Source organism: Pleomorphomonas sp. T1.2MG-36, assembly GCF_950100655.1.
Lineage (GTDB): Bacteria > Pseudomonadota > Alphaproteobacteria > Rhizobiales > Pleomorphomonadaceae > Pleomorphomonas.
Genome location: NZ_CATNLY010000001.1, coordinates 1,177,476 through 1,200,904, shown reverse-complemented (window position 1 = coordinate 1,200,904; position 23,429 = coordinate 1,177,476). Strand labels below are relative to the sequence as shown.

The window sequence follows — 23,429 nt, the reverse complement described above, 5'->3', positions numbered from 1 at the left end:
TTGCACTTCGCCGGCCTGGTGGTCATGGCGGGGAGAAATGCACCCGATCCCATCCCGAACTCGGCCGTGAAACTCCCCAGCGCCAATGGTACTCCGTCTTAAGACGCGGGAGAGTAGGTCGCTGCCAGGCCTGCAAAGTGCAAGACCAACAACAACAAACCACACGAACAAAGCTCTTCACAAAACACACACGAACCCAAACAACCAAAAGCCCTCCGAGAGAGAAATCTCCGGAGGGCTTTTGCGTTTGGAAAATACACAGAAGATTACCCGAAACCGAAACCGCATGACCACAAGGCATTGACGTCGCGAACGTGACACGGCGCGAGCGGACGGGCCGAAAGGACGGCCGGTGGATCGCGGAAACTCAGCGTGAGCCCACCGGCGCCGCCTCTACTTCAGTGAGGCCGAGCCAATCACACGACGGTCCATAGGCGCGGGTGGATGAGTGGCCCGAGAGGTTCGCGGGTACAACATCTTCGGCTGAAGCGGAAAGCGGATCGTTGCTGCGGATGACGGCCGGGCTCCGCCAGCCTCGGGGCTAGCCAACTTGTCGGCAGGAACGGTGCGAGAGGGGATGGGCATAGGGATAGCCCAAGGTTGCCGGAGGGGTTACTGGCTCTCGTGGAGGCCTGTGCGGGCTATGCTTCCCCGAGGTGCGCCTCGGCTAGGGCGGCGGGGGTATGCGGGCGTTGTCTTCCCTAGGGAGGGATTGCACCGGCGCTCGCCAAGCGGACCGCCTGTCGTTTATCCAGACTATATGCGCGTCTTTTCAAGAGGAATGGCGCCGTGAGGCACTGCCGTACCTTTGTCGGTACCACTCGAAATGGGCGGAACAGCTAGCGCTACCGGCATCGCGTGCCGGCGGGAGCGTACATAGCAAATGAGGGGGCCGAAGCCCCCTCATCGGTGATGCGAACTAGCCGGTCCAGCTAGAGCGATTTGACGGGCTCCCCGTTCTTGCCTTCGAAGGTGCGCCCCCAGCCGGTGTAGATCGAGAAGACGAACACCACGAAGAGCGACAGCGAGTAGAAGGACGTCATGGCGATCGACATCGGGTTGATCTGCGGGATGAACGCATACTCGCTGCGCAGGCCGCCGACCACCGCCAGGACGATGAAGATGAAGGCGCTGAGGAAGGGCACGATGGCCGGCAGGGTCATCGCGATGCAGTCCACCAGCACGGCGCGCCGGAACGGGTGCAGCATCTTCTTCTTGCCGATTTCGTCGGCGACCGGGCCGAACGCCAGGATGGAGGCGCTGGTCACGCCGCCGAGCAGCACCGTGGCGGCACCTATGCCGAGACCGATGGCGGCTTCGACACCGCGGGTGGTCTGGGCGAGCTTGCTGTTGCCGATGTACTCGGCGACGCGGTCCATGGTGCGGCTGGCCCGAAGGATGCCGATGATGCCGAACAGCGACAGCACGAAGGTGACGGTGCCGATCATGCCGTTGAAGCCGAGGAACAGGAAGCCACCGATCTTGTCACCCTCGAGCGAGAAGATGCTCTCCCAGGTGAACACCCCCGACAGCAGGCCGACGAGGATGCCGACCACGATGCCCACCGGAATGGCCTTGAAGATGTTGCGCGTCTTCACGGCGACCAGCAGCAGCACGGCCATCGGCAGCAGCATGATCAAGCCCTTGGGCGAGTAGTCGTGCGCGGCCATCGACACGTCGCTGATCGGGGTCGAAGCGCCGCCGAACAGGTAGAACAGCACCGCCGAGATGATGGCGGCGCACAGGGCGAACTTGAAGCGCGTGGTGACGACGCCGGCGATTTCCGCCGAGCCCGGACGGTTGGTGTAGGTCTGCGTCGAGGCCGAGGCCACCGTGGTGTCGGAGATCGGGGCGACGTTGTCGCCGAAGATGGCGCCCGACAGGATGGCGCTGGCCAGCACCACCGGATCCGCGCCGAGCAGGATGCCCGACGGGTAGAACACCGGGAAGCCGGTGAACAGCGTGCCGATCGACGTTCCGGTCGAAGCGGAGATGACGCAGGTCGCAATGAAGACGAAGGCGGTCAGCAGGCTGCCGTGCAGGTGGATGGTGTTGGCCAGCCAGACGAAGCCCTCGGCGACGCCGCTCTGCGCCATCAGCTTGGCGAACATGCTGATGACCAGGAGGATGGCGAAGATGGTCACGGCCATCTCGGAGCCGATGCCGTCCTTGATGACCGCCGTCCAGTAGGTCTCGTAGTTCTTGGCGAAGACGCCGCCGATGATGATCGCCAGGAAGGCGCACATCGACAACAGGTTCATGTCGAAGACGTGCAGGACGACGAAACACGACGTGCAGGCGATGATGAACAGCACCATCGGAAGGAGGGACAACGTCCATCCCCCGTGAAACTCCAAGGTTTTCTCTTCCATAGTCAGCCCCTCTTTTATCAGGAGCCTTTCCGGCGAAATTCCGCTTCGCCGGAAAAGCTCTATCCCCTTGTTAAGACGCAGTTCCGGAGGCAAAACCGGTACCCGGTTTCGCTGGAACCGCTCTGGGTCAGCGAATGCCCTTTTCCGCCGCGAGGCGGGTCAGCGCGGTCTTGATCCGATCGAGCGCCTGGTCGACGACGTCCTCGCTGCGGTAGCAGCCGTGGACGATGCGCAGGTGTCCCTCGCCGCCGAGCCCGTAGGGCGTGCCCTCGTTGACGAAGACGTTGGCGTTCTTGAGGATGTATTGGGAGACTTCCGCCGCCGTCCCGAGCCGGGAGATGTCGACCCAGGAGAGATACGAGCTCTCGGGCAGGCTCATCGACACGCCGGGAATGGAGTTGAAGCAGTCGAACACCTTGCGGCGGCGCTTGTCGAAGATCGCCTTGTAGTCCGAGATGAACGCGTAGTCGCGGAAGGCGGCGATGGCCGCCTGCTGGGCCGAGGTGTTGGTGGCGCCGATGACGTTGACGGCGCAGGCGAACAGCACGTCCATCAGCTTGTCGTCGGCCACCACGTAGCCGACGCGCAGTCCGCTGAGCGCCATGCCCTTGGAAATCGAGTAGACGGAGAGCGTGCGCTCCCACATGCCCTCGAAGCGCGAGATGTCGTACATCTCGATGCCGTCATAGACGATGTCTTCGAAGGCGTAGTCCACCACCAGGATGAGGTCGTTCTCGACGACGAACTTGGCGAGCTCCTCAAGGCGCTCCTTGCGCTGCACGGTGGTCGTCGGATTGTTGGGCTGGGTCAGGAGCACCATCTTGGTGTTCTTGGTCAGGCGCTTGCGGTACTCGTCGATCTCGATCTGATAGTTGTTCTCGGGGCGCGTCGGCACGGGAACGGCGATGCCGCCGAGCAGTCCGGGATTGAGGAAGTTGCTGGGATAGCTGGGCGCGTGGATCAGCACCTCGTCGCCGGCGCCGATGAACGGCATCATGGCGAAGAGGAGCCCCGAGTCCGATCCAGGCGTGACGACGAGGTTGCGTTCGGGATTGATGGTGATCCCGTGGGTCTTGGAAAGCTTGGCCGCGATCAACGTCTTGAGCTCGGCGTCGCCGATCGGCATCGTGTAGTGCGGGCCCATTCCCTCCTGGAGAGAGCGCACGGCGGCGTTCTCGACATGAGAGGGGATGACGTGATCGGGGAAGAACGGGTCGGCCCAGCACATGAGGGCGCAACCGTTCTTGATCAGGTCGTTGAGGGCCGTGCCGACGTCCGCCTTGGTGACGGTCGAGAACAGGCCTCCCTGAAGCGTCTTGAATGTTCCGACAAGTTTGTCTCTCGCAGCCATTTTTCCCTCCCTGGGATATTTCCGGCGAACTCCGGTTCGCGAAGTCCTCTAGCTTTTCGTTTCACCGCAACTTCGAACGCAAAACCGGGTCCTGCGTCTGTTGAAGTCGCTCCGGCTCACTCAGCGATGGGCAATCGCCTCGATCTCGATCAGCACCTGTCTGGGCAGGGCGGCGACCTGGACGACGGCGCGGGCCGGCTTGATCTCGCCGGTGAAATACTCGGCGTAGATGGCGTTGACGTCGGCGAAGGCGCCCATGTCGGTCAGGCTGACGTTGACCTTCACCACGTTGGCGAGCGTGAGACCGGCCGCCTCGACGATGGCCTTGACGTTCTCAAGCGACTGGCGGGCCTGTCCCTTGATGTCGGCATGCTCCAGCTTGCCGCTGACCGGGTCGAAGGGAATCTGGCCCGAGACGAACACCAGATCGCCGATCTCCACGGCCTGGGAGTAGGGGCCGATCGCCGCCGGAGCCTTGGTCGTCACGATCTCTTTCTGCTTCTGCACTTTGATCTCCATGATCTAAAAATCATCATCGAGATAATAAATTATCAGTCCATGCCGTACAATGGGAATGTTGCGTACCCGGAGCTTCGGAGGGGATGGAAGGGAGGTCGCCACAGTCGGCCGCGATTGCTCGCCCGAAGGCGCACGTCTGCATATTTATAAATGTAATTCATATAGTTAGAGGTGAAGTTTCGCGTCTCACGGGGCGGCGCCTCCTTCGAGGAGGGGAGGCGAGGTTGCATCAAAAGTCGTAGGTCTGCACATGATGTCGACCGAAACTGCTCGAAATTCATGCAGCGAGTGTGATAAGAAATTTCTCATCAGCGTTGAGTCAGATGCGACGAGACGCGGACGAGATCCCGCCCCGGCGTCGTCCTTGCCGGAAGCGAGTCGATAGTGTTGGGAGGGCAGCGGTTGCCGCTGAGGGATGCATGAAGGTTCCGTCAGTCTCGGAAGATGACAAGATCCTCGAGTCATTCGTTCCCATGGTCGACTTTTACGCCGAGACGCTCGGCCGGAACTGCGAGGTCATTCTTCACGACCTCAGGCAGCTCGAGTCGTCGATCATCGCCATCCGCAACAACCACGTTTCCGGGCGTCAGGTGGGCGGCTGCATAACGGGCTTCGCGCTGGAGCTTCTGGAGAAGAAGGTCTACGAGAAGAAGAGATACATCGCCAACTACATCGGCAAGACCGACGAGACCAAGAAGACGGTCCGGGCGTCGACGTTCTTCATCAAGAACAGGGCGAACGACGTCATCGGCATGCTTTGCGTCAACGTCGACATCACCGCCTTCGTCGCGGCGCGGTCGGCGATCGACGATTTCATCAACACGGCCAACGTTGCGCCGGACGGCGATCCGATCCTGCCCGAGGAGAATCTCGACCTCGATCCCAGGGCCCTGATCTCGTCGCGCTTCGATCACGTGCTGTCCAAGGTCGGCATCGAGCCGGAGCGCATGACGCCGGCGGAGAAGAGCGCGGTCGTCTTCGAGCTGGCCGAGCTCGGCGTGTTCCGCATCAAGGGCGCGGTTTCGGAAATCTCGACCCTGTTGCAGGTCTCCGAGCCGACCATCTACCGCTATCTCAAGAAGGCGCCTTCGAAGTAACGGCGGGCGTTGAAGCCGGAGTCCGAGTGCTCTCCGGCCCTCAGGTCGCGACGAAGGCCAGCAGTTCCTTCTCGTTATAGGGCTTCAGGATGATCGGCGATCCCGCGAGATCGGCGGGCACCACATCCGGCGCCACCAGGCCGGTCATGAAGGCGAAGCGTATGCCCCGGCGCCGCAGCTCGCGGGCGACGTCGAACGACGTTCCATTGAAGAGATAGATGTCGAGCAGGGCGGCCTGAAGCGGTGCCTCGTCCAGGCTTTCAAGCGCGGCGGCGGCGGTCGAGAACGGGCCGACGACCGTGAAACCCTTGGAAGTCAGGAGATCTTCGAGGTCCATAGCAATCAGCGGCTCGTCCTCCAGGACGAGAATTCGTTGGCCGCCGATCATGTATCCACCTCGCGCTTTCACAGCCGCTTGAAATTATTCCAGCTTTGCGACTATGGATTTTACTGGCGAGGGGGCTCTCTGTATGTCCAATACTGAACACAGGGTGAAAGTCTTTCGCGTTTTTTACGTCGGTAGGAACACTTATGGCGGCGATTTCGACGTTTGAAGGGAAAACCGGCAACAATCTCATCGACGCATTGCGCCCCCGCGAGTGGGAGCGCCTGGTCTCGCTTCTCCAGCCTTGGGCGGGCGAGGTCGGCCGTACGCTGCAAACGCCCGGAAACCGGGTGGAATGGGCCTATTTCCCGATCGGCAAGGCCATGGCGTCCTATCGCGTCACCTTCGGCGACGGACGGGAAGTGGAAACGGCCCTGATCGGCAGGGAAGGGGCTGTCGGCGGCATCGTCAGCCGGGGTCATCTGCCGGCCTTCGCGCTCGCCGTCGTGCTGTTCGGCGGCACCTTTGCCCGCATATCCCTCGGCGACCTCGAAGCCCTCAAGGCCGACGAGCCGACCATCGACTCGCTGTTCAATCGCTATGCCGACTGTCTGCTCGCCCAGGTGTTCCAGGCGAGCGCCTGCAACGCGGCCCACACCATTCAGCAGCGTGCGGCCCGCTGGCTGGTCGCCGCCAGCGAGCGCACCGGCTCGGACGAGCTGACGCTGACCCAGGACCAGTTGGCCGGACTGCTCGGCGTCGGCCGAAGCTACACGACGCGCGTCATCGGGCGCTTCAAGGCGGAAGGGGTGGTCGATACCCAGAGAGGGCGCCTGACGGTGCTCGACCACGACCATCTCGGCAGGATGGCCTGCGCCTGCAACGAGGTGGTTCGCGGACACTTCGACATGGTGCTGAAGGGCGTCTACCCCGAGCCGTGAGCGGGGAGCTAGAGCATCATCCGACCGGAGTGAAACGAGGATCGAAAAGATGATGCTTCACAAACAAGAGCTTAGAGCGCCGATCTGATTCAGTCAGATCGACGGGCGCGCTAGAGAACCCTGAGGCCGAGTTCCTTCAGGAGGTCCGTCGCCTGGGCGCGGGAAATGATGGCGCCGCGGAAATGCGCGGCGTCGCCAAGCCGAATGCCGCCGAGATCGGCGCCGCGCAGGTCGGCCCCTTCGAAGCGGGCGCGCAGCAACTGGGCGTCGCGCAGGCTGCACTCCTCGAACACCGCGTCGCGGAAATCGGCGCCCTCCAGTAGGGCGCCGGAGAGATCCACCTGCGTCAGCGTCTGGCGGCGGAAGGATACCTTGGGCAGGCGTGCGTCGACAGCCAGCACTTCCTCCAGCGCGAGATCGACGGTGCGGGCGTCGGTGAAGTCGGCGCCGGTCAGCTTGGAGCGGCGGAAGGCGGCGGAGGTCAGCACCGCCTGCCGGAACAGGGCGTTGTTGAAGTCGGAGGAGACGATCTCGGCGTCGACCAGATCGGCGCGGCCGAAGTCGGCGAAGGCGCCCTTGCAGGCCGACCAGCGACTCTCGGCGAGCCGGGTGCGGGCGAGCTTGCTGTGGGCGAGGTTGCACCCCTCGAACTGCCATCCGGCAAGATCGACCTCGCCGAAGGAAAGGCCGCCGAGGTCGGCGCCGACGAGACGGCGCGGCTCTCCGATGGAGGTGAGGCGGTCGAGGGCCGCCTGATCGACGGCCTTGCCCGTGAGGTCGATGGAGGGAATGTCGGTCATGCGCTCTCTCCCGCCACCGCTCGGACCGGTCACTCGCCTTCGAAGGCGATCAGCGTGCGGACGGAGACGTTGAGCGACCGCAGCTTGTCGGCGCCGCCGAGTGCCGGCAGGTCGACGATGAAGCAGGCCGCTTCCAGTTCGCCGCCCATCTGGCGGATCAGCTTGGCGGCGGCGCTGGCCGTGCCACCGGTGGCGATCAGGTCGTCGACCAAGAGGACGCGCTCGCCCGGCAGGATGGCGTCCTTGTGCATCTCGATCTCGTCGACGCCGTATTCCAGGCTGTAGACCATCGACACGGTCTCGTGCGGCAGCTTGCCCTTCTTGCGGATCGGCACGAAGCCGGCGCTGAGCTGGTGGGCGACGGCGCCGCCCAGGATAAAGCCGCGCGCCTCGATGCCGGCCACCTTGTCGATCTTGCCGCCCGCCCAGGGCTGGACCAGTTCGTCGACTGTGCGCCGGAAGGCCCGGGCATTGCCTAGGAGGGTGGTGATGTCGCGGAAGACGATGCCCGGCTTGGGATAGTCGGGGATCGCGCGAATGGTATCGGCCAGATTCATGGGAGGGCTTCCTGAAGAAGTTACGGCCCGTTCTAGACAACGAGGGCGCGGGCCGCAACCGATTCAGCCGGCTATCCCGGGTTTGCCGGCATAAATGAGACGCGCACCGTCAGCAGCGCGGATAGTTGAACAGGCCGATCATGGCGTTGAAGCGGAGCAGCAGGGTGCCGGCGTCATACTGGATGGGGTTGTTCAGCTTCCAGGTGGCGCTGCCGTCCGGAACGTAGTCGCCCTTCTCGGCGTGCTGGACGACCGTGCGTCCCAGGGCCAGAAAGTCGTTGATGGCCTTCGTCATGGCCGGGCAGCCTTTCGGATCCTTTTCCTTGCTCTTGGCATTGAAGCCGTCGGCCATGGCCGCGACCTGATCGAGGCTCGCCCGGAACGGGTCGACGGCCTCCTTCGATCCTTGCTGCTCGAACACGGAATCGCCGAGCCTGACGGCCTTCTTCGCATGGAGGATCACTCCGGCGCGGTAGTAGTCGTCCGTGTCCTTGGTCGCCTTGTCGAAGGCGGCCTGGGTGTTGATCTCGTCACGCTTCTGAATGCCGGAGAGGAAGGCCGTCTCGGCGTTCGCCACCTCGGTCAAGGCGGCAACGAAGCCGGCGTTCTGCTCCCGTGCCTTCTTTCCGCCGTCGGCGAGATAGCCCTTGGACTCGGCGTAGTTGCTCAGATCGGAGTTGATCGGTTCGAACTTGGCGAGGGCGTCCCCGAAGCTCTTGGCGGGCGCGTCGATCTCCGGCATGGCGAAGGGAAGGGCGGCGGCCTTGGTCAGCTTCTCCCTGATCTGGGTGACGGACAGCGTGGAGGCCACCGAATAGGTCTCAAGCGGCTTGCCGGATGTCACCTCGGGTTCGCGATAGGCCCGGTAATCGGCGAGCTCCTTGGCAAAGGGCGAGTGCAGGCTGTTCGCGACATCGACATAGGCGTTGTACTTGGCAATCTCCTGCTGCTCGGCAGGAGATTGGGTTGGCTGCTCGGCGGAGGATTTCTGGTCGTTGCAGGCGGAAAGGGCGAGGCTGCAGGCGAAAAGGACGCCGGCGGAAAGTATGTTCAGACGCAAGTTTCTTCTCTTCGTTGACTGTGTGTGACGGCAGATGAACTGGCTCTGCCAACGACGACAAGGACATACCCCACGATTCGGTTCCCACCGCGGCGACGTTTCCGTGAACGCGAGGTGACGAAACGAAAAAGGGCCCCCGAAGGAGCCCGTTTCCAGAATGCTCGGCAAAAGGCGATCAGTGGGGAACGCCGCGCCAGACCTGCCGCTTCACGAAGTAGAGGATGCCGGCGAAGATGATCAGGTAGAGCATCACCTTGAGGCCCAGTTCCTTGCGGGCGTCGAGGTGCGGCTCGGCCGCCCACATCAGGAAGGCCGACACGTCCTTGGCGTACTGTTCCTTGGTCTGCGGCGTGCCGTCGGAATACTCGACGACGTCGTTGTCGAGCGGGGGCGGCATGCGCAGCGAGACGCCATTGATGAAGTGCGGGTTGTAGTAGGTGCCCTCGGGCACCGTGACGCCCTCTGGCGGGTCCTGGTAGCCGGTGAGCAGCGACGTGATGTAGTCCGGACCCTGCTCCTGGTAGGGCCAGAACATGTCGAACACGAACCAGGGGAAGCCGCGATGGACGGCGCGCGCCTTGGCGATCAGCGACAGGTCGGGCGGCAGGGCGCCGCCGTTGGCGGCGCGGGCCGCGTTGTCGTTGGCGAAGGGCGAGGGGAAGGCGTCGGACGGCAGACGGGGCCGCTCGAACATCTCGCCGGCGTCGTTGGGGCCGTCCTGGATGGCGTAGGTGGCCGCGAGCACCTTGACCGCGTCCTCGGTGAAGCCCGGTCCGCCCTCGTCGGCGAGGTTGCGGAACTTGACCAGCTTCATCGCGTGACAGGACGAGCAGACGTCCTTGTAGACCTGGTAGCCGCGCTGCAGCTGGGCCTGGTCGTAGTGGCCGAAGATGCCGGCGAACGACCATTCCTGGCGGGTGGGCTTCAGCAGGGGATACTCGACCGCCGTCTCCTCGGCGACGGCGATTGACGCTGTCAGGGCGATGCCGGCGGCAAAGGCGGCGGCGGCCCAACGGATCATCTTGGCAGTCATGATTTCTCTCCGTTGGGCGTCAGTGAGCCGATTTCGCCAGGATCGCGTCGTTGATCGACACGGGCAGCGGCTTCGGCTTCTCGATGTAACCGAGCACCGGCAGGATCACCAGGAAGTAGGCGAAGTAGTAGAAGGTGCTGAGCTTGGCCCAGCTGACCGCCTGCAGGCCGCCGATGATGTCGTCGGTCTTCACCGAGCCCAGGTAGCCGAGGAACAGCGCGTTGACGCCGAACACCCAGAAGGCGACCTTGAAGATCGGCCGGAAGCGGCCCGAGCGCACCTTGGAGGTGTCGAGCCAGGGCAGGAAGGCCAGCACGGCGATGGCGCCGAACATGGCGAGCACGCCGCCGAGCTTGGAATCGATCGGCCCGATGTTGAAGTCGATGGCCCGGAGGATGGCGTAGAACGGCAGGAAGTACCATTCCGGCACGATGTGGGCCGGCGTCGACAGCGGGTTCGCCTCGATATAGTTGTCGGGATGGCCGAGGAAGTTCGGCTGATAGAAGACGAACCAGCCATAGAAGATCATGAACAGCACGATCCACATCACGTCCTTGGACGTGGCGTAGGGCGTGAAGGGAACCGTGTCCTTCTCGCTCTTCACGTCGATGCCGAGCGGGTTGTTCTGGCCGACCACGTGCAGCGCCCAGACGTGCAGCACCACGACGCCGGCGATCAGGAACGGCAGCAGATAGTGCAGCGAGAAGAAGCGGTTCAGCGTGGCATTGTCCACCGAGAAGCCGCCGATGAGCAGCGTCTGGATCGGCTGGCCGACGAAGGGCAGAGCGGTGAAGAAATTGGTGATGACGGTGGCGCCCCAGAACGACATCTGGCCCCAGGGCAGCACGTAGCCCATGAAGGCGGCGGCCATCATGAGAAGGTAGATGATGACGCCGAGGATCCACAGGATCTCGCGCGGGGCCTTGTAGGAGCCGTAGTAGAGGCCACGGAAGATGTGGATGTAGACGGCGATGAAGAACATCGACGCGCCGTTGGCGTGCAGGTAGCGGATCAGCCAGCCCCAGTTGACGTCGCGCATGATGCTCTCGACGGAGCGGAAGGCGACGGTGCTCTCGGCGGCGTAGTGCATGGCGAGCACGATGCCGGTGACGATCTGCACCACCAGCATCATCGCGAGGATGCCGCCGAAGGTCCAGAGAGCGTTGAGGTTGCGTGGCGTCGGGTAGGAGACGGCGGTGTCGTGCAGGAGGCGGACGACCGGAAGGCGCGCCTCGAACCACTTCCCGATGGCCGTCCTCGGGACATAGGTCGAATGACCGGACATGGAATTACCTCGTCGGGAAGGGCGATCAGCCGATGCGGATCTTGGTGTCGGACAGGAAGGCGTAGGGCGGGATCGGCAGATTTTCCGGCGCCGGACCCTTACGGATGCGGCCGGCCGTGTCGTAGACCGAACCGTGGCACGGGCAGAACCAGCCGCCGAACTCGCCGGACTCGTCGAGCGGAATGCAGCCGAGATGGGTGCAGACCTTGGTCATGACGAGGATGTTCTCCTTGCCGGTCGCGGCTCGGTTGGCGTCGGTCGCATCGGCGGCGGCATCGGCGTTGGCGTTGCGGGCCAGCGGGTCCTTCAGCTCTTCGAGCTTGACCGTCTTGCCTTCCTCGATTTCCTTTTCGGTGCGGTTGCGGATCACGACCGGCTTGCCGCGCCACATGACGGTGATCGCCTGGCCCGGCTGGACGGCGGCGATGTCGACCTCGACCGACGCCAGCGCGCGGGTCGACGCATCGGGGTTCATCTGATCGACGAATGGCCAGGCCGCGGCGGCAACGCCGACCACGCCGAAAGCACCGGCGGCATGCAGGAGGAAATCGCGGCGGGTTGGTTCTGCCGGTGTATCGCTCTCAGCCAAGATCGCTTCCTTTCGCGCGGAGGAGCGGACGCCACGGATATCCCGGCGGCCGCTTCGTCATCCTCGCGGGGGCCACCCCGTCCGTGGCCGTCGATGCGAGTTTGACGAAAAGGGTTTCAACAACTTGCACGGCTTCCGGAGTGGGCGCGACTACGCCTTGCTACGGATGCCTTTCCGGCCCCCTTTATGCATCAACGCCGGGCGTTGTCCAGTTGGTCCATCTGAGAATTTGGTCTGATTTTTGGATTTGTTCCAAAAAGATGGGACGCCGTTACCGGAGCCCTACAGTCCGCTTTCCACCGCTTCGTTTCCGGCCCGGCTGACCGTGTCGAGATCGATGTCCGGAGGTGGGCGACGCGGCACGCCTTGACCGTCGCGGCGGCCGAACCACATATCCCCCATCCGGGACTTTCCCCGGCCGAGATCCTCGATGCGTCCCTTCGCGATTCTCGTCGCCGTTCTGGCTCTGCTCCTGGCGCTTTCGCCGGGACCGCATGCCTCTGCCGCCGGCATGGGCGGGGAGAAGATGGCGTCGTCGCAGCAGGGTCCCGAGAGGTGCGCGTCGCCCATGGCGTCTCACGGCAAGGCGGACCGCCACGATGCCGGCGGCCATGGCAAGATGTCGTGCTGCATAGGCGCGGTCTGCGTCGTCGCCTGGCTGCCCGCGGCGTCGGTGATCGCCACGCCGCTGTCGAGCGTCGTGCTCGATCTTGCCGTCGCCGACACGTTCCTGACCGGCCGCGACGTCGCCCCGCCTATCGATCCGCCCAGACCGTTCGCCTGACCGCTCCGTTTTCAGCCGAACTCTCGCACCGGTGCGCCGAACGCCGCCGGGCTCAAGGATCGATCATGAACCGCAGAACGCTTCTCAAGGCCGCCGTCGGCGGCGCCGTTTTCATGTCCATGCCCATCATCGGCGTCTTTGCCGCGACGGCGCGCACCCTTACCCTCGGGACGAGGGTTATCGAGGTCAACGGCCGGGCGGCCACCGTCTATTCGCTCACCGGGCCGGACGGAAAGCCCGGCCTCGCCTTCGATGCCGGCACCGACTTCGACGTGCTGCTGGCCAACACTCTCGGCGAGGAAACCATCGTCCACTGGCACGGGCTGACGCCGCCCTGGCAGCAGGATGGGGTACCAGAAGCACCGATGCCGCAGCTCAAGGCCGGCGAACGGCGGACGTTCCGTTTTCCCGTCGGCAGCGGCGGCACGCATTGGATGCATGCGCACACCTTGCAGGAACAGAATCTCCTGGCGGCGCCGCTGATCGTGCGGCGCGCGGAGGAGGTGGCGGCCGACGAGCAGGAGATCGTCGTCCTGCTGCACGACTTCTCGTTCACGTCGGCGGCCGAACTGCTGGCGAAACTGAAGGGCAGTTCGGCGGGTGGTCACGCCATGCCGGGCATGGGCCACGACATGGGAGCGATGAACATGCCGGGCATGGATCACGGCGGAATGGACATGGGCTCCATGCCCGGCATGGAGCATGGCGGCATGCCCGGGATGTCGATGGACCTCAACGACATCGAGTATGACGCCTATCTCGCCAACGACCGGACGCTCGACGACCCCGAGGTGATCAGGGTCGAGAAGGGCGGCACCGTCCGCCTGCGCATCATCAACGGCGCCACCGGGACGGCCTTTTCCATCGACCTCGGCGCCCTCGAGGGGCAGGTGGTGGCCGTGGACGGCCAGCCGGTGCGGCCGGTGGCTGCCCGCCGCTTCCCGATGACCATGGGCCAGCGGCTGGATATCCGCCTGCGCGTGCCGTCGGAGGGCGGCGCCTTCCCCATCCTGGCGCTGCGCGAGGGTGCTCCGCAGCGCACCGGCATCGTGATCGCCACCGCCGGAGCGGCCGTGTCGAAGCTGCCCCCGGTCGGCGAGGCAACGGGGCCGGTGCTCGATTTCGCCCACGAGGCCGGGCTTCGCGCCATCGCGCCGCTCGCCGACCGTAAGGCCGACGTCCGCTATGCCGTCGATCTCACCGGCAACATGGCGGGCTACAGCTGGGCGATGCCCGGCAGCGAGGCGATCCGGGTGAAGCGGGGGCAAAGGGTGGAGATCGAGATGCGCAACGCCTCGATGATGGCCCATCCGATGCACCTGCACGGCCACCACTTCCAGGTGGTCGGTCTCGACGGCGGGTCGCGCTTTTCCGGCGCGGTGCGCGACACCGTGCTGGTGCCGCCCAGCCGGACGGTCACCATCGCCATCGATGCCGACAACCCCGGCCGGTGGGCGTTCCACTGCCACCACCTCTACCACATGGCCTCGGGCATGATGGCGACCTTCGCCTACGACGGCGTCTGACAGAAATGGGGGGCGAGCGCTTGAGCGCTCGCCGTCCCATGTTTCGTCTCAGGTGGCGTCGTCGTCGAGGTTGAGGAAGCCGCCGGTCTGGCGGTTCCAGAGGCCGGCGTAGAGACCGCCTTGGGCGACCAACTCGGCGTGGCTGCCGATCTCGACGATGCGGCCGCGTTCCATGACCACGAGCCGGTCCATGCGGGCGATGGTGGAAAGGCGATGGGCGATGGCGATCACCGTCTTGCCCTCCATCAGCACGCCGAGGTTCTCCTGGATCGCCGCCTCGACGTCGGAATCGAGGGCCGAGGTTGCCTCGTCCAGCACCAGGATCGGCGCGTTCTTCAAGAGGACGCGAGCGATGGCGATGCGCTGGCGCTGGCCGCCCGAGAGCTTGACGCCGCGCTCGCCGACGTAGGCATCGTAGCCGGTACGGCCCTTGTTGTCGGTGAGGTCGGGGATGAAGGCGTCGGCGTGGGCCATGCGGGCGGCGGCCAGCATTTCCTCCTCGGTTGCGTCCGGCCGGCCATACTTGATGTTGTCGCGGATCGACCGGTGCAAGAGCGAGGTATCCTGCGTGACGACGCCGACGGCGGCGCGCAGCGAGTTCTGCGTGACGGCGGAAATGTCCTGGCCGTCAATGCGGATGGCGCCGGTTTCGAGGTCGTAAAGGCGCAGCAGCAGGCTGACCAGCGTCGACTTGCCGGCGCCGGAGCGGCCGACGAGGCCGATGCGCTCGCCGGGCGCGATGGACAGAGTCAGATCGTCGATGGCCGGCCGGCCGGAGCCATAGTCGAAGCTGACGCGATCGATCTCGATGCCGCCGCCGCTGACGGCGAGCGGCTTGGCGTCGGGACGGTCGGTGATGAGGCGCGGTCGCGACAGCGAGCGTACCGTGTCGTCGAGCGTGCCGACGCTTTCGAACACGTCCGACAGGCTCATGGTGGCGAGGCGCGACAACTGCTGGACTTGCAGCGTCATGGCGATCACCGAGGCGATGTCGCCCGGTGTGGCGAGGCCGTGGCTCCACAGCAGCACGCCGGCAAGGCCGCTGGCGGCGAGCAGCATGCCATTGAGGACGGTGAGCAGGCTGGAGAGGCCGGTGAGCAGCCGCATCTGCTTGCCGGTGGCGGTGACGCCGCTTTCCAGCGCCTCGCGCACATAGGCGTCCTCGCGTGTCGACGCGGTGAACAGGCGCACCGTCATGTAGTTGGAATAGCCGTCGACGAGGCGGCCCGAGAAGATGGAGGCGGTGTCGGCCACCTCGCGGGCGGCGGCGCGGCTCCTCGGCACGTAGGTGTAGACGAGGATGGCATAGGCCACCGTCCAGACGATCAGCGGGGCGGCGAACAGCGGATGCTTGACGAGCAGGTAGCCGATGACGCCGGCCATGTAGAGCACGACGAACAGCAATTGGTCGGCGAACAGGCGGAGCAACGAGCGGATGGCCTGACCGGTCTGCGTCACCTTGGTGGCGATGCGGCCGACGAAGTCGTTCTGGAAGAAGGAGATGTCGGCCCGGGCGACGAACTCGTGCGTGCGCCAGCGGACGAGCGTGCCGACGTTGCGCGACAGCACCTGGTTGCGGACGAGCTGGGCGACGAAGGTGACCAGCGGCCGGGCGAGAAGCAGCAACAGCATGAAGACGATGACGACGTGCCAGTCGACGACCCGGACGCCGTTCCTGTCCGCCTCCGTCACCGCGTCGATCAGCCAGCCGATGCTGATGGGCAGCGCCACCTCGATCATCGACAGGAGCAGCGTCAGCACCGCCATCACCACCAGCGGCCAGCCGGTTTCGCCCAGGAAGAAGCGGAGGATGCGCCACTTGGTGGTGGGCGGCGTCAGTGGGTGCAGGCCGGTCGTCGGCTTGAACGGGTCGATCCGGCCTTCGAACCAGGCGAACAGACGGGCTGCGATGGATCGATCGGAAGACATGCTCCGAATGTGGCCGTCTCCGAGGGGTAAGCAAGGGAGAAAGGGCGACATCCCGAGAAATTTGTCGTGATGAGGCGAGCGAGACCGCTTCTGTCGTCGAGTTTGAAAACGAACTTGATCGTAACGAACATGTTCGTTATAAGAGAGACATGAAACAAGACCAGTCTTCCGTTGCTCGTCCGTCGTCCCGCCGCGAGCGCCCTGCCAAGGCCGCGCTCACCCGCGAGGGCATAGTTGCCGCCGCTCTCGACATCCTCAACGAGGAGGGGCTTGAGAAGGTGACCATGCGGGCGATTGCCGGCCGCCTCGATACCGGTCCGGCGTCGCTCTACGTCTACGTTCGCAACACCGAGGACCTGCACGCGCAACTGCTGGACGCGCTGATCGCGGGCGTGCCGGAAGCCGCCGCCGAGCGGCCGGGCGGAAGGCTTGACGCGGCGGACTGGCGGGGACAGCTCATCGGCCTGCTGATGACCTATACCGAGAGGCTTTACAGCCACCCGGCCATCGCCCGGCTGTCGCTGTTCGCCCGGTCGAACGGGCCGAACTCGCTCAGGATGGCCGACGCTCTCCTGAAGCTGCTGCGGCGGGGCGGCGTGCATGACGCCTCGGCGGCCTGGGCCATCGACCTGATGCTGCATTTCGCCACCGCCACGGCCGCCGAGCAGAGTTCCGACCAGCACGAGGGCAAGATCGCCGCCACGGCCGATGCCATGGAGGCGGCGGACCCCGCTCTCTATCCCAACCTCGCCGCGATCGACACCAAGCTGCTGTTCAGCGGCGACGGCGTCGAGCGCTTCACCTGGGCCGTCAACGTGCTGATCGACGGCGTGCTGGCGGCGGTGCCGCCGACGTCGGGCGGCAGTCCGGCGTTCCGACGAAGCTGATCGCAACGAACCCGACCGCCGGCCGCTGAAGCCGGCGTTCCTCCTCTCCCATCGGACCTTGGCTCGCTGACGCATCCCGCGTCTGCGAACACCCGCTCCTTGCCGTTTTTCTGGATGCCGGCCGCCCCGCGCCGGCGGAAAGGCTATCCCCTTGTCTTCTCTCTCCCCATCCCAGGCTGTCCGGCCGAGCCTGATCGCCGTTCTGGCCGTCGTGCTGATGGCCGACGTTCTCGATCTCGTCGACGGCACGCTGACCAGCATCGCCGCACCGGCCATCGCCCGCGACCTCGGCGGCGGCGCCGGCTTCATCAGCTGGCTCGGCACCGCCTATGCGCTGGCGCTCGGCGTGTTTCTCGTTTTGGGCGGCCGGCTCGGCGACCGCTTCGGCCAGCGGCGGCTGTTCCTGATCGGCATGGCCGGCTTCACGCTGTCCTCGCTCGCCTGCGGCCTGTCGGTGAACCCGGCCATGCTGATCGCCGCCCGCTTCGCCCAGGGCGCCTTCGGGGCGCTGCTGATCCCGCAGGGCATGGCGATCCTGACCTCCACCTTCTCCCGCGCCGAGCTCGGCCTCGCCTTCAGCGCCTTCGGCCCGGTGCTCGGGCTGTCGGCGATGGCCGGGCCACTGATCGGTGGCCTGATCATCGACGCCGACATTGCCGACCTCGGCTGGCGGCCGATGTTCCTGATCAACATTGTCATCGGCCTCATTGGCCTGCCCATCGCCGCGTGGGTGCTGCCCAAGGTGCCGGCGCGGCCGGATGTCCGGCTCGATGGCCCGGGTTCCCTGCTGCTCGGCCTTGCCATGCTCGCGGCGATCTACGGCCTGATCGACGGCGCAGAGGCGGGCTGGATCGGCGCGGCGGGGGCGGCGCTTTTCGCCTCGCTCGTGCTGTTTGCCGCCTTCGCCCGGCGGCAGGTGACGGCCGAGGCGCCGATCATCCTTGCCTCGCTGTTCCGAAGCCGGGGCTTCGTCTCCGGCCTCGTCGTCGGTTTTGCCTTCTTCGCCACGGTGAACGGTCTCGTCTTCATCATCTCGCTGTTCCTGCAAGGCACGCTCGACGTGTCGCCATCGGGGGCGGCGCTGCGCATGTTGCCGATGACCCTCGGCATCATCGTCGCCTCGGTGGCCGGCATGGCGCTGATCCCTCGCCTCGGCCGCAAGCTGGTGGTCGTCGGCCTCGGGGTGACGCTTCTCGGCGCCGTGCTGCTGGCGCTGGTCATCGGCGTTGACGGCGGTCGCACCGTCTCCTTCCTCGCCGGAGCGCTGTTCGTGCTCGGCCTGGGCATGGGCAGCTGCTTCGGCACCATCTACGACATCGCGCTTGGCGACATATCGGCCGAGGAAGCCGGCAGCGCCAGCGGTTCGCTCAGCGCCGCCCAGCAGTTGGCGGCCAGCACCGGCATGGCGGTCATGAGCTCGGCCTACCTCGGCGAGGTTTCGCGCCTCACGGGCAACGGCGCGCTGCTGCTCTGCCTTGCCATCGCCGGTGCGGCGATCCTCCTCAGCCTGCCGCTCACCCTGTTGATGCCAAAGGCCGCCCCGGCCGAGCTGGCGCACTGAACGGTGACTTTCATGAAACGCTCGATCACCCTGCTGACGCTCGCCGTCGCCCTCATCGCCGTCAACCTCTCCAGGGCCGAAGCCGCCGATCCGCCGGTTCGCGCCGTGCTCACCGTGCGGCCGATCCACGCCGAGCGGCAGACATGGACGGACAGCATTGCCGCCAGCGGCTGGGTTGCTGCCTGGAGCGAAGCGTCGATCGCCACCGAGATCGGCGACTATCGGATCGCGGAGCTTGCCGTCGACGTCGGCGATCGCGTCAGGACGGGCGAGGTGGTGGCCCGCCTCGCCGACGATCAGCTCAAGGCGGCGATCGCGGCCGGCGAGGCTGCGGTCGACAGCGCCCGTGCCACCTCCGAACTCGCCCAGTCGGATGCCCGCCGCGCCGAGCTTCTCGGGCCGAGCGGCGGCCAGTCGAAGCGCGAGCTGGAAGCGGCCCGGATCGCCGAGCGGGTCGCGGCCGCCAACCTTGCCGCCGCCGAGGCGGAGCTTGAAACGCGCCGGCTGCGCCTCGACAAGGCGATCCTGCGCGCGCCCGACGATGGCGTCATTTCCGCGCGGCCGGCCACGCTCGGCGCGGTCGCGTCCGCCGGTACCGAACTCTATCGCCTGGTCCGCCAGAACCGCGTCGAATGGCGGGCGGAAGTGGCGGCCGACATCGCGACCACTCTCAATCCGGGTATGACGGCGACGCTGACGGAGCATGGCAAGGACCTGTCGGTCGGCATCGTCCGTCTGGTGGGGCCGACGCTGAATGCCGCCTCGGGGCGGGCGACAGTCTACGTCGATCTGCCGGCTACCGGAGAACTTCGGCCGGGCGGTTATGTCTCGGGGCATGTCGATACCGGCGAGCGGCAGGTGCTGACCCTGCCCGAGAGCGCGGTGCTGCTGAAGGACGGCGGCAGCTTCGTGTTCGCGGTCGAGCCCGAGGGCAGGGTGAAGCGGCTCGCCATCGTCACCGGTGCGAGGCGCGGCGGGCGGATCGCCATTGTCTCCGGCCTTTCGCCGGAGGTGGCGGTGGCCGAAAGCGGCGTCGCCTTCCTGTTCGACGGCGCCGCCGTCGCCCTTGCCAGCGACGAGGTGACGCCATGAACGTTTCTGCCTGGGCCGTCCGCAACCCCGTGCCGGTGCTGCTGTTGTTCGTGCTGCTGCTCGTCGGCGGTCTCATCTCTTTCTCGCGGCTCGGCGTGCAGAGCTTTCCCGACCTCGACCTGCCGCTGGTGTTCATCGACTGCCGGCTTGACGGCGCGGCGCCCGACCAGCTCGAGACCGACGCCGTTCGCAAGATCGAGGACAAGGTGGCGACGCTGGGCAAGCTCAACCACATCACCACCCGCATCGACGACGGCCACGCCTCCATCATTGTCGAGTTCCAGATCGACAAGGACCCGGAGGCGGCGCTCAACGAGGTGCGCAACGCCGTCGACAGCGTCAGGGCCGACCTGCCCGCCGACATGGAAGCGCCGAGCATTTCGCGGCAGGCCGTCCAGGACACGACGCTGATCGCCTATACCGCCACGTCCGACGCGCTCGACGAGGTGGCGCTCTCCTGGTTCGTCGACAACGACCTCAATCGCGCCCTGCGGGCGGTGCCCGGCGTCGGCGATATCGCCCGCACCGGCGGCGTCGACCGCGAGGTGACGGTGACCGTCGACCCGGACCGGCTCGCCGCCTTTGGTTTGACCGTCGTCGATGTGGCCGACCGCCTTCGTGCCGCTCAGTTCGACGCCTCCGGCGGCCACGTCGAGACGACGCTCGGCAAGAGCACCATCCGCCTGCAAGCGGCGGCGGCAACCCTCGATGCCCTCGGCAAGCTGCCGCTGCCGCTGATCGACGGCGCCTCGGTTCCGCTGTCGGAGGTGGCCACCGTCGAGGACGGCCACGCCGACCGCATCAGTCTCGCCTACCACAACGATGCCCCGGCGATCGCGGTGGAGATCAAGCGCTCCAACGGATACTCGGACATCGACGTCGCCGATGGCGTGCGCGCCGCCGTGGCCCGGCTGTCAGAGGCTCGTCCCGAGGTGCGGCTTGCCGAGGCGACGACCACGGTGAGCGCCACCGAGAGCGACTACGAGGCGTCGATGCACATGCTCTACGAGGGCATCGCGCTGGCCGTGCTGGTGGTGTTCGCCTTCCTCGGCTCGCTGCGGGCCACCATCGTCGCGGCGGCGGCGCTGCCGCTGGCGCTGGTGCCGACCTTCATGGTGATGGAATGGTTCGGCTTCAGCCTCAACACGGTGTCGCTGTTGGCGCTGTCGCTGGTGATCGGCGTGCTGGTCGACGACGCCATCGTCGAGGTGGAGAACATCGAACGGCACCTTCGGGCCGGCGGCACGCCGCGCGAGGCGACCGTCGCCGCGACGCAGGAGATCGGCCTCGCGGTGGTCGCCACCACGCTGACGCTGGTCGCCGTGTTCCTGCCCACTGCCTTCATCGGCGATATCCCCGGCCTGATCTTTCGTCAGTTCGGCATCACCGCCTCGGCGGCGGTGCTGGCATCGCTGTTGGTGGCGCGCCTCCTGACGCCGATGCTGGCGGCGAACGTGCTGAAGCCCAAGGCCAGACGCGAGGAGGGGAGGGATGGTCCGATCATGCGGGCCTACATGCGCTTCCTGCGCGGCTGCCTCCGCTATCGCAAGACGACGCTCGCTGCCGCCCTCCTGTCCGTCGCCGCCTCCTTCGCGCTGGTGCCGCTGCTCGATACCGCCTTCGTGCCGGCGTCCGACATTGCCCAGACCAGCGTTCAGGTGACGTTGCAGCCGGGCAGCACGCTTGCCGCCACCGACAAGGTGGCGCGCGAGGCGGCGGCTTTGATCGGTCGCGTGCCCAACGTCCGTTCGGTGCTGACGCGGGTCGGCACCGGTTCGGTGGCCGGCGCCGGACCTGACGCCGTGGCCAATGCCGACGTCACCTCGGCGCTGTTCACGGTCGACCTGACGCCCTATGGGACACGGCCACGTTCGCAACAGACGATCGAGCAGGATATCCGTCAGGCGCTCTCCGCCTTGCCGGGCGTCCGCGTGGCGGTCGGCGGCAGCGCCGACGGGGTCAAGCTCGACGTGGTGCTGGCCGGCAACGACGCGGCGACCCTCTACCGTGCCGCTTCGGCGCTTGAGACCGACATGCGGACGATCCCCGGCCTCGGCGCGGTGACGTCGTCGGCGGCGCTGGAGGCGCCGGAACTTGCCGTGGTACCGGATCTCGCCCGTGCCGACGCGCTTGGCGTGACGCCGGTCGCCATCGCCCAGGCGGTGCGCATCGCCTCGACCGGCGATTACGCCGCCAACCTGCCCAAGCTCGACCTTGGCGAACGGCAACTGCCGATCCGCATCCGTCTCCCCGAAAGCTTGGTGGAAAGCCCGGAAACACTCGCCACGCTGCGGGTCGGCGGTGCGAACGGCAGCGTCGATCTCGGCACGGTGGCAACGCTCTCGATGCGCACCGGGCCGGTGGCGATCACCCGTCTCGATCGTGAGCGCAACGTGACGATCAGCGCCGAGCTCAACGGCCGCAGCATCGGCGCCGTTATGGAAGATGTGAAGGCGCTGCCATCGGTGCGCGTCCTGCCGTCCGGCGTTCGACTGGTCGACGAGGGTGACGTGGAACGGATGAACAGCATGTTTTCCGGCTTCCTGTTCGCTTTCGTCGTCGGCGTCCTCTGCATCTATGGTGCGCTGGTGCTGCTGTTCCACGACTTCCTGCAGCCGTTCACCATCCTCGCGGCCATCCCGCTGTCGCTTGGGGGCGCCCTGCTGCCGCTGGTCGTCACAGGCACCAGCTTCTCCATGGCAACCGCCATCGGCATGCTGATGCTGGTGGGCATCGTCACCAAGAACTCGATCCTGATCGTCGAATATGCCGCCGCGGCGCAGCTCGCCGGGAGGGGGCGGCTTGAGGCCCTGCTCGACGCCTGCCACAAGCGGGCGCGGCCGGTGGTGATGACGACGCTGGCCATGATCGGCGGCATGGTGCCGGTGGTGCTCGGCCTGTCGGGCGGCGATCCCAGCTTCCGCCGACCGATGGGGCTCGTCGTCATCGGTGGGCTGACGCTGTCGACGCTGCTGAGCCTCGTGATCGTTCCGGTGGTCTATAGCGCGGTCGACGGGCTGTCGCGGCGCATGAAGACCCTTCTGGGCGCCAGTTGACGACCGGGCGGCCGCCTCTCCGAAGCTTGGTCACCCGGCGTTGCCATCCTGGCCGTCGGGCTGCGAAAGCACCATCAGTTCGGCGCGCAGCCGATGGGGATCGGCCAGCCCCGTCTCGATCTCGGCGTGAACGGCCTTCCAGATCGGCACGGCGCTGACGAGGACGGCGCGGCCGGCCGGGGTTAGGCGCAGCAGGCGGGCTCGCCTGTCCGTCGGGTCGGCTTCCGTCTCAATGAGGCCGCGTCGCTCCAGCGGCTTGAGATTGGCGGTGAGCGTCGTCCGGTCCATGGCGAGCAGCGTCGCCACGCTGCCGACCTTGGGGGGATGCGGGCGGTTGAGCGACATGAGGAGCGAGAACTGGCCGCTGGTGATGCCCACGGGCTTCAGCGCCACGTCGAACCGGCGGGCGAGTGCCCGCGCGGCCCGTTGCGCATGCAGGCACAGGCAGGTGTCGCGCACCAGAATCGTCGTCTGGAAGCTGGGATTGACAGGCGTTTGCATTTGAGTGATTGACTCGATCCTTCTTTTACGTTGATATCAACCTATGTGAACGGGCGTCAATCGATATCGACCTCTGCAAGCGCCGGTGGAAGAGCACGGCGGCATCGGTCCGTCCGGCACATTTTCGCGCTCGCCAGCGTAGGTTCAGCAAATCTGGGGGCAGC

General features: G+C 65.9%; 20 protein-coding genes and 1 rRNA gene. 9 read left to right on the top strand and 12 right to left on the bottom strand.

The genetic code is table 11. From position 1 onward, the window contains the following. Positions 1-14: 14 nt before the first annotated feature. Positions 15-130: ribosomal RNA gene (gene rrf, locus QQZ18_RS05610) — 5S ribosomal RNA — on the top strand. A gap of 802 nt (positions 131-932) precedes the next feature. Here rrf and QQZ18_RS05605 read toward each other — a convergent pair. From QQZ18_RS05605 to QQZ18_RS05595, 3 genes are all read right to left on the bottom strand, one after another. Further along, the gene (locus tag QQZ18_RS05605; RefSeq protein ID WP_284538718.1) at positions 933-2,333 is read right to left on the bottom strand and encodes a Na+/H+ antiporter NhaC family protein; all 1,401 of its coding nucleotides are present in this window, start codon (positions 2,331-2,333) and stop codon (positions 933-935) included. 166 nt (positions 2,334-2,499) lie between these two features. Then, positions 2,500-3,723 carry a pyridoxal phosphate-dependent aminotransferase gene (locus QQZ18_RS05600; protein WP_284538716.1) on the bottom strand — a complete coding sequence of 408 codons (1,224 nt, stop codon included), beginning with the start codon at positions 3,721-3,723 and terminating at the stop codon, positions 2,500-2,502. A gap of 120 nt (positions 3,724-3,843) precedes the next feature. Beyond that, positions 3,844-4,230, bottom strand: a complete 387-nt coding sequence (locus QQZ18_RS05595) for a RidA family protein (RefSeq protein ID WP_284538714.1) — start codon at positions 4,228-4,230, stop codon at positions 3,844-3,846. Positions 4,231-4,661: 431 nt separating this feature from the next. On the opposite strand from QQZ18_RS05595, the gene QQZ18_RS05590 reads away from it, so the two are divergent. Next, a complete protein-coding gene (locus QQZ18_RS05590; RefSeq protein WP_284538712.1) occupies positions 4,662-5,339 on the top strand; it encodes a helix-turn-helix transcriptional regulator in 678 nt (225 codons plus the stop codon). A 40-nt stretch (positions 5,340-5,379) separates the two neighbouring features. Here the strand turns inward: QQZ18_RS05590 and QQZ18_RS05585 are convergent, their stop codons facing one another. Continuing rightward, a complete protein-coding gene (locus tag QQZ18_RS05585) occupies positions 5,380-5,727 on the bottom strand; it encodes a response regulator (RefSeq protein ID WP_284538710.1) in 348 nt (115 codons plus the stop codon). Between the two features lie 143 nt (positions 5,728-5,870). On the opposite strand from QQZ18_RS05585, the gene QQZ18_RS05580 reads away from it, so the two are divergent. After that, positions 5,871-6,605 carry a Crp/Fnr family transcriptional regulator gene (locus tag QQZ18_RS05580; protein ID WP_284538707.1) on the top strand — a complete coding sequence of 245 codons (735 nt, stop codon included), beginning with the start codon at positions 5,871-5,873 and terminating at the stop codon, positions 6,603-6,605. 110 nt (positions 6,606-6,715) lie between these two features. Here QQZ18_RS05580 and QQZ18_RS05575 read toward each other — a convergent pair whose 3' ends face one another. The 6 genes from QQZ18_RS05575 to petA form a co-directional block, all read right to left on the bottom strand. Next, entirely contained in the window at positions 6,716-7,405 is a 690-nt protein-coding gene (locus QQZ18_RS05575) for a pentapeptide repeat-containing protein (RefSeq protein ID WP_284538705.1), read from the bottom strand. A 29-nt stretch (positions 7,406-7,434) separates the two neighbouring features. After that, positions 7,435-7,962, bottom strand: a complete 528-nt coding sequence (locus tag QQZ18_RS05570) for an adenine phosphoribosyltransferase (protein WP_284538704.1) — start codon at positions 7,960-7,962, stop codon at positions 7,435-7,437. 109 nt (positions 7,963-8,071) lie between these two features. Then, positions 8,072-9,022, bottom strand: coding sequence for a DUF3829 domain-containing protein (locus QQZ18_RS05565; RefSeq protein ID WP_284538702.1), 951 nt, complete (start codon positions 9,020-9,022; stop codon positions 8,072-8,074). 175 nt (positions 9,023-9,197) lie between these two features. Beyond that, positions 9,198-10,055, bottom strand: coding sequence for a cytochrome c1 (locus QQZ18_RS05560; protein ID WP_284538700.1), 858 nt, complete (start codon positions 10,053-10,055; stop codon positions 9,198-9,200). A 19-nt stretch (positions 10,056-10,074) separates the two neighbouring features. Further along, positions 10,075-11,340: a cytochrome b gene (locus tag QQZ18_RS05555; RefSeq protein ID WP_284538698.1), complete on the bottom strand. Its 1,266-nt coding sequence runs from the start codon at positions 11,338-11,340 to the stop codon at positions 10,075-10,077. Between the two features lie 25 nt (positions 11,341-11,365). Next, positions 11,366-11,929: a ubiquinol-cytochrome c reductase iron-sulfur subunit gene (gene petA, locus QQZ18_RS05550; protein WP_284538695.1), complete on the bottom strand. Its 564-nt coding sequence runs from the start codon at positions 11,927-11,929 to the stop codon at positions 11,366-11,368. Between the two features lie 430 nt (positions 11,930-12,359). Here petA and QQZ18_RS05545 point away from each other — a divergent pair, with 430 nt between their 5' ends. Together QQZ18_RS05545 and QQZ18_RS05540 are read left to right on the top strand one after the other, a co-directional pair. Next, the gene (locus QQZ18_RS05545) at positions 12,360-12,713 is read left to right on the top strand and encodes a hypothetical protein (RefSeq protein ID WP_284538693.1); all 354 of its coding nucleotides are present in this window, start codon (positions 12,360-12,362) and stop codon (positions 12,711-12,713) included. Between the two features lie 65 nt (positions 12,714-12,778). Then, the gene (locus tag QQZ18_RS05540; RefSeq protein ID WP_284538691.1) at positions 12,779-14,239 is read left to right on the top strand and encodes a multicopper oxidase family protein; all 1,461 of its coding nucleotides are present in this window, start codon (positions 12,779-12,781) and stop codon (positions 14,237-14,239) included. Positions 14,240-14,287: 48 nt separating this feature from the next. Here QQZ18_RS05540 and QQZ18_RS05535 read toward each other — a convergent pair whose 3' ends face one another. Then, a complete protein-coding gene (locus tag QQZ18_RS05535) occupies positions 14,288-16,168 on the bottom strand; it encodes an ABC transporter ATP-binding protein (protein WP_284538689.1) in 1,881 nt (626 codons plus the stop codon). A 149-nt stretch (positions 16,169-16,317) separates the two neighbouring features. Here QQZ18_RS05535 and QQZ18_RS05530 point away from each other — a divergent pair, with 149 nt between their 5' ends. The 4 genes from QQZ18_RS05530 to QQZ18_RS05515 all read left to right on the top strand — a co-directional run bounded on the left by QQZ18_RS05530 (position 16,318) and on the right by QQZ18_RS05515 (position 22,764). Then, positions 16,318-17,055, top strand: a complete 738-nt coding sequence (locus QQZ18_RS05530; protein WP_284538687.1) for a TetR/AcrR family transcriptional regulator — start codon at positions 16,318-16,320, stop codon at positions 17,053-17,055. 151 nt (positions 17,056-17,206) lie between these two features. After that, entirely contained in the window at positions 17,207-18,616 is a 1,410-nt protein-coding gene (locus QQZ18_RS05525; RefSeq protein ID WP_284538684.1) for an MFS transporter, read from the top strand. Positions 18,617-18,628: 12 nt separating this feature from the next. Continuing rightward, positions 18,629-19,708: an efflux RND transporter periplasmic adaptor subunit gene (locus QQZ18_RS05520; protein ID WP_284538682.1), complete on the top strand. Its 1,080-nt coding sequence runs from the start codon at positions 18,629-18,631 to the stop codon at positions 19,706-19,708. After that, the gene (locus tag QQZ18_RS05515) at positions 19,705-22,764 is read left to right on the top strand and encodes an efflux RND transporter permease subunit (RefSeq protein WP_284538680.1); all 3,060 of its coding nucleotides are present in this window, start codon (positions 19,705-19,707) and stop codon (positions 22,762-22,764) included. The genes QQZ18_RS05520 and QQZ18_RS05515 overlap by 4 nt, the downstream gene beginning before the upstream one ends. Before the next feature lie 30 nt (positions 22,765-22,794). On the opposite strand, the gene QQZ18_RS05510 is transcribed toward QQZ18_RS05515, so the two are convergent. Further along, positions 22,795-23,265 (bottom strand): MarR family winged helix-turn-helix transcriptional regulator, encoded by a 471-nt coding sequence (locus tag QQZ18_RS05510; protein WP_284538678.1) that lies wholly within the window; start codon positions 23,263-23,265, stop codon positions 22,795-22,797. Positions 23,266-23,429 lie beyond the last annotated feature (164 nt).